This window comes from Anabaena sp. 90, assembly GCF_000312705.1.
Lineage (GTDB): Bacteria > Cyanobacteriota > Cyanobacteriia > Cyanobacteriales > Nostocaceae > Dolichospermum > Dolichospermum lemmermannii.
This window is the reverse complement of sequence record NC_019427.1, coordinates 3,312,169-3,324,272: the sequence shown is the minus strand read 5'-3', so window position 1 is coordinate 3,324,272 and position 12,104 is coordinate 3,312,169. Positions and strand designations below refer to the sequence as shown.

Annotated in this window: 10 protein-coding genes and 1 pseudogene; 8 read left to right on the top strand and 3 right to left on the bottom strand. The window is 36.3% G+C overall.

Annotated elements, in window-relative coordinates; genetic code table 11:
* Positions 1-16 precede the first annotated feature (16 nt).
* Complete coding sequence (xseB, locus tag ANA_RS14490) at positions 17-256, top strand: exodeoxyribonuclease VII small subunit (RefSeq protein ID WP_015080802.1); 240 nt, start codon at positions 17-19, stop codon at positions 254-256.
* A gap of 280 nt (positions 257-536) precedes the next feature.
* On the opposite strand, the gene ANA_RS14485 is transcribed toward xseB, so the two are convergent.
* The gene (locus ANA_RS14485; RefSeq protein WP_085929761.1) at positions 537-1,451 is read right to left on the bottom strand and encodes an amino acid ABC transporter substrate-binding protein; all 915 of its coding nucleotides are present in this window, start codon (positions 1,449-1,451) and stop codon (positions 537-539) included.
* Between the two features lie 389 nt (positions 1,452-1,840).
* Here ANA_RS14485 and ANA_RS14480 point away from each other — a divergent pair, with 389 nt between their 5' ends.
* From ANA_RS14480 to ANA_RS14470, 3 genes are all read left to right on the top strand, one after another.
* Positions 1,841-2,167 carry a hypothetical protein gene (locus ANA_RS14480; RefSeq protein WP_015080800.1) on the top strand — a complete coding sequence of 109 codons (327 nt, stop codon included), beginning with the start codon at positions 1,841-1,843 and terminating at the stop codon, positions 2,165-2,167.
* 1 nt (position 2,168) lies between these two features.
* Positions 2,169-5,546: a tetratricopeptide repeat protein gene (locus tag ANA_RS14475; RefSeq protein WP_015080799.1), complete on the top strand. Its 3,378-nt coding sequence runs from the start codon at positions 2,169-2,171 to the stop codon at positions 5,544-5,546.
* A gap of 180 nt (positions 5,547-5,726) precedes the next feature.
* Positions 5,727-6,020 carry a hypothetical protein gene (locus ANA_RS14470; RefSeq protein WP_015080798.1) on the top strand — a complete coding sequence of 98 codons (294 nt, stop codon included), beginning with the start codon at positions 5,727-5,729 and terminating at the stop codon, positions 6,018-6,020.
* Positions 6,021-6,060: 40 nt separating this feature from the next.
* Here ANA_RS14470 and ANA_RS14465 read toward each other — a convergent pair whose 3' ends face one another.
* A complete protein-coding gene (locus tag ANA_RS14465) occupies positions 6,061-7,017 on the bottom strand; it encodes a hypothetical protein (protein WP_015080797.1) in 957 nt (318 codons plus the stop codon).
* 223 nt (positions 7,018-7,240) lie between these two features.
* Between ANA_RS14465 and ANA_RS24730 the strand changes: the two are divergent.
* The 4 genes and pseudogenes from ANA_RS24730 to ANA_RS14450 form a co-directional block, all read left to right on the top strand.
* A pseudogene (locus ANA_RS24730) lies at positions 7,241-7,420 on the top strand (HAD family hydrolase); the annotation flags it as partial.
* Between the two features lie 111 nt (positions 7,421-7,531).
* Positions 7,532-8,053, top strand: a complete 522-nt coding sequence (locus ANA_RS14460) for a hypothetical protein (RefSeq protein WP_015080796.1) — start codon at positions 7,532-7,534, stop codon at positions 8,051-8,053.
* Positions 8,046-8,855, top strand: coding sequence for a toll/interleukin-1 receptor domain-containing protein (locus ANA_RS23630; protein ID WP_015080795.1), 810 nt, complete (start codon positions 8,046-8,048; stop codon positions 8,853-8,855). The genes ANA_RS14460 and ANA_RS23630 overlap by 8 nt, the downstream gene beginning before the upstream one ends.
* Before the next feature lie 9 nt (positions 8,856-8,864).
* Positions 8,865-11,282 (top strand): pentapeptide repeat-containing protein, encoded by a 2,418-nt coding sequence (locus tag ANA_RS14450; protein ID WP_015080794.1) that lies wholly within the window; start codon positions 8,865-8,867, stop codon positions 11,280-11,282.
* A gap of 42 nt (positions 11,283-11,324) precedes the next feature.
* Here the strand turns inward: ANA_RS14450 and ANA_RS14445 are convergent, their stop codons facing one another.
* Entirely contained in the window at positions 11,325-12,101 is a 777-nt protein-coding gene (locus ANA_RS14445; protein ID WP_015080793.1) for a sucrose-phosphate phosphatase, read from the bottom strand.
* Positions 12,102-12,104 lie beyond the last annotated feature (3 nt).

Here is a 12,104-nt window from a genome sequence, read left to right as displayed (position 1 = left end):
TTAGGGGGAAAATTTTATGGTTAAACGGAATAATTCAGTTAAGTCCATGTCCGCAAATGGGGAAAGTTATGAAGCTAAGATAGCAGAAATTGAAACTATTATCACTCGCATTGAAGGAGGTGAATTACAATTAGCGGATATATTTGCAGAATTTGCCACTGCGGTTAAGTATTTACAAGAATGTGATAGTTTTCTACAGCAGCAACAGCAGCAGGTAGATTTGTTAATTGAAACTTTGCAAGATGACCAGAAGTAAATAAACGGAAGACAACCAAAATATGCGACAATATGCAAATTTTCCTGAATGCGTTATCTTAGTTGAGTTTTGTAAAATTGTCAAAACCAAATAAGTAATAAATACTTCTTAAATACAGCCAAAGATACTATTCATTATTACCGTAATTGTGGTAATTGCCAAAATTAGTTAATTCAGGTATCAGAAACAAACATCATTTTGGATATGTTGAAACTTTACCTGATTAACCAAATTAAAAAAAATTAACTTGTGAGACTATTTGCTAATTAATAACTACGGCTTACAAATCTTTCTGAGGAATCGGTTCATGAAACTCGATCATTAATTGCATGGTTTCTACGGCTAAATCACGTAAATCTTGATTGAGATATACAGCACCTTGAGAACCAAACCAACGGTCAAAAATCGCCACATATTTGGAGTTATTGTTCACAAATCCTTGCATAAATTTGACGAGGGAATAATTCACTGAATTGAGGAATTTAGAGTTATTCTCAGGAACCATACAAGCAATTCCTTCTCGTGAATAAGGACGAGGAGGGACTATGGCAAAACTATCTGGATTTTTTGCTGTTTGTAACCATCCCTCTAAAAGAATACTATCGGATGCAAAAGCGTCAATTTTACCCTGTTCCAAAGCTGCAAATGCTTCCGGTCTAGTCTTAAAATATACAAGTTTGGATTGGGGTTGTATTTGCTTGATTGCTTGTTCATTGGTAGTTCCAGCTAACACACCCACACGCTTATTAATCAGGGATTCTGGTGAACCTAAATTGGTTTCCTTTTTAATTAAAATTTGCGTCCCTGTGACACCATAACTAATAGAAAAATCAACTTTTTTATCTCGTTCCCAAGTAAAACTACTGGCATCACAGACAATATCAACTTGTCGGTTAATTATCTTGGGAATCCTTGCTGCTGGGGTAACTGCAACTAATTTAAGTGTAATTTTTTTGCCTAATTCTTTCTCTAATTGCTGTTGGATTAAAGTTAGCATATCCACAGAATAACCAGTCAATTTTCCTTGACTGTCGGAGTAGGCAAAGGGTAAAGCATCTTTGCTTGTACCAGCAGTTAATACTCCTGTTCGGGCTACTTTTTCCATCACTGTCTCTGCACCGGCAACACCGGGTATTAATCCTGATAATATCAAACCGAAGATCACAGGGGCAATATTTTTATATATCTTCGACATAGTGAAAGCAGGTAAATGGGAAAGATTTATTTTGGTACTTACAAACATATTAATCTTGGGGAATCCATAGAATCAAAATGATTAAATTATCTCTATTAAAGATCAAGTTAACAGTTCTAGAAATGATTCTTCACATTAGATCCTGCACAGAATTATGAAACCAATTAATTCATCCGTCTTGATCTGCGTTTATCTGCGTTTATCTGCGGTCAATTATTCTGGAAATCTGATTCTATACAACTTCATTTTAATTTGGTATTGCACAATTATTGATAGTTATATGTCAGGATTTAATTGGAATTGATCGCTTGCAAAGTCATCATCCTTACTCTATGATATTTGAAAATAATGGTTTATAAACGTGGAAATTAGCTATTTTAGGTAAATTTATGACAGAAATTAAATTTTCTATTGAAGGTGAAGATGCCATTACAGCCGCAGAGGAACTTTTGGCAATTGAAGGTATAACTGGTAACTATACCGTAAATTCAGAAGATGTGAAAAAAGAGGCAGTAATTACCACTGTTGCCACTATAGTTGGTTTGGTGGGTGGTGCGATCGCTATTGCTGAACAAATCCGCAAATGGTATCAAGAGTATAAACAAAAACAGTCAGGTAAAAAGATTGCTAAAGTCCTCATTGTCGGACGCAACGGTAGACGATTGTTGTTAGAAAATGCTACAATTGAACAAATTCGCCAAATTTTAGAATCATAACGTGCAGATTCTTCACCTTGACCTAAAAGCCGTTGACGGTAATTATGTAGAGTTACGCTACTTTACTGATAATTACAACCAATACAAAGAACGCAAACTCGATCTGAGCGAAATTACTAATTTAATCGAGTTAGCAGAAACAGATTATTACGTTTCCTCCTTTGCGGAAGATTACGCAGTCACAGGAAAGAATCTGTATAGGTGGTTAGATGGGACTGACAGATGGTTACAAAACCTCATCAATCAACATCAACATCAGGGTCAAGGAATCATTTTAGCCATTCGTACCTCTGTCGAGAATGTAGAGACGTTCCATGGAACGTCTCTACAAAATAATACAACGTCTCTAAATTCTGGAAAGTCTCTCAATCATTTACCTTGGGAAGTTCTGCACAATGGTAAAACCTTTCTCGTTCAACAGTCAATTGTTCCTGTCCGGTGGGTATCATCGGACTCCGTGAAAACATTGTCTGTAGAGACAAACCCAGAAAACCGCGCTTTGCAAGTTTTATTTATGGCTACTTCCCCCCAAGGAGTAGAACCTATTTTAGATTTTGAAGCCGAAGAAGCGCGAATCTTGGAAGCGACGGGAAGACAACCTTTAGCTTTGACAGTGGAAGAAAGCGGTTGTTTATCAGAATTGGGTTATTTAGTCGCAGATTACGGTAAAGATTATTTTGATATTTTCCATATTACCGGTCATGCCACAATTACCAACGGACAACCGGAATTTATTACCGAAACCGAAACCGGCGCAGCTTATTATGCCAGTGCAGAAGATATCGCTACAGCACTACAATTCCGATTACCCAAATTGATTTTCCTTTCTGGTTGTCGCACCGGACAAGCTGGTGGTGATGGTGATAATTATGGTTCAGTCCCTTCAATGGCGGAAGAATTACTCAAAGCAGGTGCAAAAGCCGTTTTGGGATGGGGACAAAAAGTTTTAGAATCTGATGCAACGGAAGCAGCAGCCACATTATATCAAGAATTAGCAGCAGGAAAGCAAATCACCGAAGCAGTTGCCAGAACCTATCAAACATTAATCAAAAACAAAGCGCGGGATTGGCATTTATTGCGATTATATGCAGCCGATAGTTTACCAGGAGAATTGGTGACACCATTGCGGACTCTGGGGAGGAAACCAGCGCCACCTCTTTCTGTGAGTACGGAATTTTTAGATCCTGCGGGTAAGGTGAAAGTCCCCACCCGTGAGAGTTTTGTTGGTCGTCGTCGTCAGTTGCAAAGTTGTTTAAGGACGCTAACACAATCAACGGAAGAAATAGGGGTATTAATTTATGGCATGGGTGGTTTAGGTAAAAGTAGTTTAGCAGCTAGACTTTGTGACCGACTCCCGAATTTTCAGCGTGTTGTGTTGGTAGGGAGAATTGATGAACCGAGTTTAGTCAATAAGTTGGCGGATGAGTTAGATGATAACGAACAACGCAAACAGCTACAAAATCCTGATGAGGAATTGAAATTTAGATTCAAGCGGGTATTTCAGCAGTTGTCGGACGCTGGGGAAAAGCCGTTTTTGTTGGTGTTGGATGATTTTGAGGTGAATTTAGAATTGACCTCTCCCCCAACCCCTCTCCTGCAAGGAGAGGGGAGTCTAGTTCCCCCATTCCCTCGCAGGGAAGGGGGGTTAGGGGGGTTAGGTCGTTTGCAACCAATAGCCGCAGAGGTTTTAACAGCTTTGGTTTGGGCGATTCGGGTAACATCCACCAATCACCGCTTAATTCTCACCTGTCGTTATGACTTTGAATTTAGCCAGTTGCGGTATTTCTATAAACAGCCCTTGGAGGGAATGAGAGGGGCAGATTTAAGAAAAAAGTGTAGTCGTCTTGTGGCTTTTGGGGCGAAATCTCTGGTAGATGAGGCGTTGAAATCTCAAGCGCGGAGGTTAGCTGATGGTAATCCCCGGTTGCTGGAATGGTTGGATAAGATTTTGCAAAATTCCACAGTTGACCAAGTTGCAATTCTCAATCGTTTAGAAGTTGATGCGGTGGAGTTGCGAGAACAGGTTTTAGCTGAAGCCTTGCTGCAACAAATGGATGAAACGATGGGGGAAATGTTGTCACAGGGTTTGGTGTTTGAGTTACCAGTCCCCAGGGAAGCATTAACCGCAGTTTGTGAAAATATCCCCAATTTGGCAGATTATATCAATCGGGCGGTGGCGTTGGGATTGTTGGAAGTTAGTCCTGATGAGTCGTTGCGTGTACCGAGAATTTTGCCATTGACGTTATCCACGAATGTAGAAACCTTGCATCAAAAAGGGGCTGAGGTTTTGTATCGTCTGTGGTGGGAACAAGGAGAAACTTCAACAGAGGAAGAAAGGTTAGAAATTCATCGTTTAGCGTTGTTGGGTAAGAATGAAAGAATTGCCGTCAATGTTGCAAATTATCTTTCTAGAAAGTGGATTTCTCAGAGTCGCTTTCAGGACACTCATAAAATTTCCCAAGAGACACTTAATAATATAAGAGATTATCGTATGCTTAGTAATTTAGCTCGTGTTGAAATTGAGCTAGGTAAGCTTGAAAAAGCTGTAGAGTATTATCAAGAAGCTTTAAAAATTTGTCCAGATAGTGAAATAATTGAACTCTGCGGAATTAAACACTGCTTGGCATATATCAAATCTAAAAATGGAGAATTAGATATAGCTCTTGAAATGTACCAAGAGTGTCTTATGAATAGCGAAAAAATCGGTCATCTTAAAGGTAAAGCTTCCGCATTACACGAGATAGCAGGAATATATTTATTACAAGGTAAGGTAGAAAATGCACTTAATAAATATCAAGAATGTCTAGAGATTCAAGAAAGTGAAAGTATTAATGATCTTCAAGGTCAAGCAGCAACATTACATCAGATTGCATACATAGAATCACAAATAGGAAGAATACAAGAAGCTCTTGCTAACTATGAAAAATCTTTCTACCTTAACGAAAGTCTTGGTAATCTTAAAGGAAAAATATCAACTTTATGTCAAATAGCATCTATTAAAGAAAATGAAGGAAACTTAGAAGCAGTTGTAAGTATTTTTAAAACATCTTTGGCTATAGTTGAACAAATTGGCAGTGTTGAACTTAAAGCAGCAACATTTTATAATATGGCAATTACTTATATTAAAATTAAAAAATTTGATTTAGCCAGTAATTTACTTAATAATTCACTTAATTTATCTCAAGAAATGGATGATATTAAAGGTCAAGCAATTACTTTAACTTCGTTAGGGCAGTTGTTAGCATATAAACAAAGAGATTTTGTTACTGCATTAGACTATTTAGAGCAATCTTTAAAGATATTCCAGCGTATCAAATCACCTGATGCTGAGACAGTAAGGGAAATTATTAATGATGTGCAACAAATGGCAAATAGTTAAGGTACTTTCTTAAAGTATCAACTTGCAAAGTCAAAGTATTTAGTTACAATTTTAATGCACTGCTTTACAAATCTAATAGATCAAACTACAATCTTAAAATATTAAATTACAAAGTGAATGTATTAATATATAAATCTAAAGTATTAAATTACAAAGCTGAAGTATTAAAATATTGAAGAAATGTTATACTTTACACCAAACTACGTAGAACCTACTGAAATTAATCAAACATCAAAACAAAAAACTGAATGGGAGTTTGCAGAAATCTGGGTAGATACTCTTATATCTCCTCCTTATATTGTGATGTTAGTCAAAGAACAATCAGGAAAATTCTGTATCCATAACCCTGCACAAAACTATAAAATCATCTTTGCTAGTGACAATTATGAAGCTGCTAAAATGTGGCTACTAGAAGATGAATATGAGCGATTGAATAATCGTATTTTACAACAAGATGCTGATGATAAAGATTAAAAGAGACGTTGACTAAAACGCCTCCTTGTTTAGGATATGTCTAATCAACCTTAAACCTAGCTAATAGTTCCTCACGGGAAAGATTAACTAATAACTGAGTTCTTTCTGTGGGAGAAAGTTCCATCAACTGACTGATAATAGCAGATAACTCCTCATCTAAATTACCAAAACGCACCGCTAACAAACTCTCGACCATCAAACGTTGTCCGTCTTTTTGTCCTTCCTGTCTTCCTTCCTGTCTTCCTTCCTGTCTTCCTTCCTGTCTTCCTTCCTGTCTTCCTGCTTCTATTCCCTCTTGTTTCCATTCTTCACACTGTTTAAGATACGCAGGTGATAAACTCATAATTAACTCCCTTACCTCTTCATCATTGACATTACTATTCAATTCTAAATTTTTCCGCCAAGATGCGAAAATTCTTACTAGATACTTCCATTTATCGTTCTCTTTTGATAGTTCAACTACTTCGCTGATAGCTTCATTTTGAGTTCTACCTTTTCCTAATACCCTTAACCATAGTGTATCCTCTGTCATGGGTAACTGGTTAATAGCCACAATAGCTGCTTTCTGGTATTTTGGCAGAAAATAAACTCCTTTTTCCCATCCCTCCTTTGTTTTTGCTCCAAACCCTTCCAAGATTCTTTCAGAACAAGTGGGTGTTAAAATCCATAGAAAAGGTAATTCTTCTTCAGAGATAGAACGTTTTTCTCTTTTTGCTTGTCGTAATAATTCACCCTGAACGCTATACAATTTTACCAAACAACTTCTAATTTCTACCTCGTTAGGTGCATTGCGGTAAGGTTCAAAAAGACAGCTTTTAACTGCCATTTTTCCTAATAATCCTAATTCAGAATTTATCGCTGTTGTCGTCGGAACAAACCAAACATCTATTTCCTGAACTTCGCTTTTGACATCTTTACTGGTTTCTACCTTACCTAAAGGTTTTAATAATTCTTCTAGGTATTCTTTAGCCAGTTGGTCGTGCAGTTGTCGTGTCATCATTCCCCGCTGGGTTGTCAGCTTGACTATTCTGGTATTTATTTTAAGATAGTTCTTCCTTATCAAATTTATCATAGCAAATTTCAAATCAATTGTCAAGCATCTAAATACTGTTTTTGCGCGAAAAATCAAAGGTTAATTAACCACTAAATTCGTCAATTCTGCGCTAAGTGCCAAAACAGCATACACTTTTTGTGAATTAACCTCACAAAAGGAGTTGACTGTGACTAAGTTCTTATTCGTAACCGATTTAGATCATACTTTCGTAGGGGATGATCAGGCATTATTATTGTTGAGCGATCGCTTGCAACAACATCGTCAACAACATGGGACAAAGATAGTCTACTCTACAGGGCGATCGCCTGTGCTTTACCGCGAACTCCAACTTGATACTCTCGTCCTACCTGTCAACTATCTCAAGTTTGATTTTTAAGTAATATGATATATTTAGCCAAAATCCTACAAAATTTGGTTATACTGAAATATAGTTATTATTGTGCGTAATTTTACTTATATGTCTAAGTCTGACCCTGCCAAAATCAAAACCGTATCATTCAGCCTTCCTTTTGGTATTGGTTCTGTTGAATGGCAATCTGATCCAACAGAGCGCAAAGCCGCATGGTCAATCTATGTTGAACTTGTTACCCGCATTGCAGTACAGTCTTTGGAAACTGACCAAGGACTCTTACGGGAAGCTTTAACATCTTTATACAACTTGTTTCCTGTAACAAGACAAGTTTTAAAGGAAGCAGGTCCAGATGTGGGAGCATCACTTGATTCGGTGGGAGGAATTGCGATCGCAGTCTTAAATAACGGTTTGCGTCCTTTCCTTGCTAAGTGGCATCCTCTCTTACAAACATGGGAAGCACAGCGTCCTCCTCATCTGAGTGCGAAAGAACATGAGCGCAATTGGTCTGAAGAAACAAAATTGCGGGCTGAGTTAGAATTACTGAGGAAAGACTTGGAAAAATATGCCAACGCATTAGCGGAAATTGCTGGAGTCAAGGAAAAACAAAAGGAAGTGAACAATGGCTGAATTTGATGTTTTTTTAGCTCACAATAGTATAGATAAGCCTGTAGTTAAAGTTATTTATGAAGCACTTGAAGAGCGTGGTATAACCTCGTGGTTAGATGGAGAAGAAATTCGTCCAGGAAGTTTATTTCAAGATGCAATACAAAAAGGAATTCCATTAAGTAAATCAGCCGCTATATTTATTGGAAAAAGTGGATTAGGAATGTGGCAAGGACTGGAATTAAAAGTAATTTTGTCAATGTGTTTAAAACAGAATATACCAGTAATTCCTGTGTTATTGCCAGGAGTGTCCGACTTACCCCCGGATATGCTTTTTTTGAAAGAATTCAATTATATAAATATTTATGACGGTGAGATAGTCAATAAAATTGTCAATAAACGTGTTTTAGATTTATTACAATGGGGCATAAAAGGCCAGAAACCAGAAGATTATTCAGCAGAACAGATAAAGATAAAGCCAGGAAAAATACCGAATAAAGAAAAGTTAGTAGACTTAGTAATTCAAGATATTTATGATAGAAAGGATAATCCCTACGCAGACGCTACAATATGGTTTGATGCTATTGAAAAAATTATTGATGATTTAGTTGATGATTTAGTTGATGCTATTGCAGAAAATAATGATAAAAACAAAAATAAAATATTGCCTCGATTGGGTAAAATTCCTATTTTTACTGCATATAGAAATTCTCAAGAATTACTGATAAATAAATACATTATGAATCAAATTAAAAATAAGCTAGAAAAAAAAGGAAAAAATAAAAACGAAATTGTTAATATAATCCAACAACTATTGTTAAATTAATAAGACACTATGGAAAAACATAAATTTCTGAAAAACAACTATACAGCAGGAAATATTCTCAACTTATTGTTGCAATTATACTCGGAAAAAGATTTTCAATACTGGGATCTATCAGAAATAGATATTTGGGGTGTTGACTTCCGAGACGCTATCTTAACAGGAGTGGATTTTAATGACTCTGACCTGAAGAACTGTATTTTTACTCAACCTTTAGGATGTATTCACTCCATTGCTTTTAATGCTGATGGTAATTATTTTGCTACAGGCGATGCTCATGGATTAATTCGAGTACATAATACAGAAAACTTGGCTCTGTGTTTTTTTGAAAAGGGAGCAGGAAATCAGATTTGGTCAGTGGCTTTTAGTTCAGGGACAAATTCTCAACAATTTGCATTAGCAGCAGAAGATGGTAGCGTTAAGTTGTTCGAGATTGAAAACCTTGCTTCAGGCAAACTCAATTTTAAGGAAACCAACTCATGGCGTGAAACAGGACGTGTATTATCAGTAGCCTTTAGCCTTGATCCTGAAAGCAATATTCTGGCATTTGGAGGAGATGGAAATGCAATAACTTTCTACAAAATTAAAGAGAAAGATACAATACGTTTGCCCATCAGTAATGTGTATTGTATGACTTTTATTGATGACAGAACTCTTTATAGTTGTAGCCAAGAGGGAGATTTTATTGGTTGGGATTTAAGTACACGTAACCCTCAAATATTCTACCAAGAACGTAAGAGGCATGAAAAATTAATACGTTGTATTGCGTTTAATGCAACAAAACAAATTATAGCCACTGGATCTGAAGATGGAAAATTGAAAATTTTCGATACTAACAATAAACAAGACTTACAATTCCAGCTAGTCTATATTGAAAACGGATCTGAAAAAGACTATGAATATACAAAATATATTAGTGAAATACGTACACTAGCATTTAGTTGCGATGGGAGTATTCTTGCAATTGGATGTATTTGTAAGAATCAACCTGATAATAGTGAGCATAAAATTCTACTGTTTGATTTAACTGGAGACAAATGGAAACTGATTAGCACATTGGATAATTCTCTTTCAGAAAACCAAGACCAAAATGGTCATACACATTTGATCAGAAGCATTGCATTTAGTCCTAACACTGATAAACCCCTATTTTTTATAAGCGGTGGTGATGGACGCATTGTCAAACTCTGGGATTGGGATCAAGACAAAAAAAAATGGAAATGTCAAGATAATTTGAGAGGATACGCTAATCGCCTCTGGTCAGTGGCATTTAGTAACAATGAAAATCAATCAATTTTTGCTTGTGGATGTGAAGATAATAATATTCATATTTGGAATTACAATGATCGCACACATATCCCTAGTTACACCCTTTCCAAACATAAGGATTGGGTTTGGTTAGTAGCTTTCAACCATGATGGAACACTTTTAGCTAGTGCTAGTGAAGATAAGACTATTGGTCTTTGGCAGTTTAAAGATAACAACTGGAATCTTATAAATCCTGAAGCAGAAAATACATCACAAACAAACCACTTACTTAACATAAAACATACTAAACGCGTTAGATGTGTTGCTTTTCATCCTACGGAAAATATTTTAGCTAGTACAGGGAATGATAATATAGTTATTCTATGGGATCTAAGAAATCTGAATAATATAAAAGTATTATCCAAATTTACGAATCACACCGACCGAGTGTTATCCCTAGCTTTTAGTCCAGATGGTCATTTCTTAGCTAGTAGCAGTCGGGATAAGACTATTCGTTTGATAGACATTGTAGATAGTGAACCAAGCAATGACCAGCAGTCAAACTCTTCGGTTTTGGAAAAACAACTGGAGGGGCATCAAGATCAAGTTCATAGTATTGCTTTTATTAAAAACACTGAAGGTTTAGTTTTTCCAAAAGAACAGGAAAATCCTCCAGAAACCCAGGAAATTAAACCCTTTTTGGTTAGCAGTGGTTTTGATAGACAACTGATATTATGGGGGATTAATCACAATAATACCTCTGTGGAGAAACTATGTTCTGTGAATGAAGGTCAAAGAATACTTTCTGTTGCGTGTCACCCCACAGAACTAATTATTGCTAGTGCCGGGCATGATCGCATTATTATACTATGGAAAATAGAAAAAAATGAAAAAAATGAATATGTATTCAAAAAAATCAAGATACTTAAAGGACATAAACGCGCTGTAGAATCTATAGTATTTACTCCTGATTGCAAGAGGTTAATTAGTTGTGGACAAGACCAGACTATTAGGTTTTGGGATGTAGAGGTAGATAAGAATAAGGAGATTAGTAAAATTAATATTAGTCTTCACACCATAGAACTTGGTAAACCATACCAGGGTATGAATATTTCTGGAGTTAAAAATTTAGATCCTGCCCAAATATCTGTTTTAGAAGAATTAGGAGCTTCAAGAGATTAACAAATAAGCTGGTTGAATCAAAAAAAACGGAACTATTAAGTTTTATTCTTCCAAAAATTCAAAATGCCGTAAACCTTCTTCAATTCCAGCAGCAAACTCAGCTTTTGCTAAGTAACGATTTTTGCTTGGGTTTGCTTTGTGCCAATCTAGTAATTCTTGTTTGGCATTTGCAACAATAATACCTTTTTCTTTTCTATTGGCAAAGAGGGCAATATCATTACCAGAGTCCCCACACGCAACTGTTTTGGCTGGTTCTATTTCTAAATATTCGCGGACAAAGGTCATGGACATACCTTTGTTGGCTTTACGTGGTAGGATGTCTAGGTCTTTGTTATCACTATAAATAACTTGAATATCTAAACTTTGTTGGAGTAAGGCTTTTTCTAAGTCTGATACTATTTGTAGAGCAGTTTTTTCTTGGAGAAAATAGCTAACTTTAAAAGGTCTTTGCTCACTTTCCGGCTGTGGTTTTAATTGAGTAAAATTGGCAGCTATTTTTACAACTAATTCTCTATCCCAATCTTCAGATAGATTCTCTGACCACTGATTATTAATAATCAATTGATCTTGATGATTATAAGAGTAAATTTCTGTACCTACGGCGCAAATGAGTATATTTGGCTGTAAAAGTGCTATTTGTTTGTGATTTTGTTGTTGTTCTAGTTGCTGATACAGATATAGCGATCGCCCAGTAGAGTAAACAATTTTTGTATTGTGTTGCTGACGATATAGTTCTAATTTGCGATTCAGTCCTTCCATTGCTTGATCATCACCCACGAGAGTGTGATCAAGATCGGTAATGAAAAGAAATTGAGTCACAGT

What these genes read in the sequence shown, in the direction of transcription:
- xseB (WP_015080802.1), top strand. Translation starts at nt 17, where the DNA reads ATGGTTAAACGGAATAATTCAGTTAAGTCCATGTCCGCAAATGGGGAA.
- ANA_RS14485 (WP_085929761.1), bottom strand. Translation starts at nt 1,451, where the DNA reads ATGTCGAAGATATATAAAAATATTGCCCCTGTGATCTTCGGTTTGATA.
- ANA_RS14480 (WP_015080800.1), top strand. Translation starts at nt 1,841, where the DNA reads ATGACAGAAATTAAATTTTCTATTGAAGGTGAAGATGCCATTACAGCC.
- ANA_RS14470 (WP_015080798.1), top strand. Translation starts at nt 5,727, where the DNA reads ATGTTATACTTTACACCAAACTACGTAGAACCTACTGAAATTAATCAA.
- ANA_RS14465 (WP_015080797.1), bottom strand. Translation starts at nt 7,017, where the DNA reads ATGACACGACAACTGCACGACCAACTGGCTAAAGAATACCTAGAAGAA.
- ANA_RS14460 (WP_015080796.1), top strand. Translation starts at nt 7,532, where the DNA reads ATGTCTAAGTCTGACCCTGCCAAAATCAAAACCGTATCATTCAGCCTT.
- ANA_RS23630 (WP_015080795.1), top strand. Translation starts at nt 8,046, where the DNA reads ATGGCTGAATTTGATGTTTTTTTAGCTCACAATAGTATAGATAAGCCT.
- ANA_RS14450 (WP_015080794.1), top strand. Translation starts at nt 8,865, where the DNA reads ATGGAAAAACATAAATTTCTGAAAAACAACTATACAGCAGGAAATATT.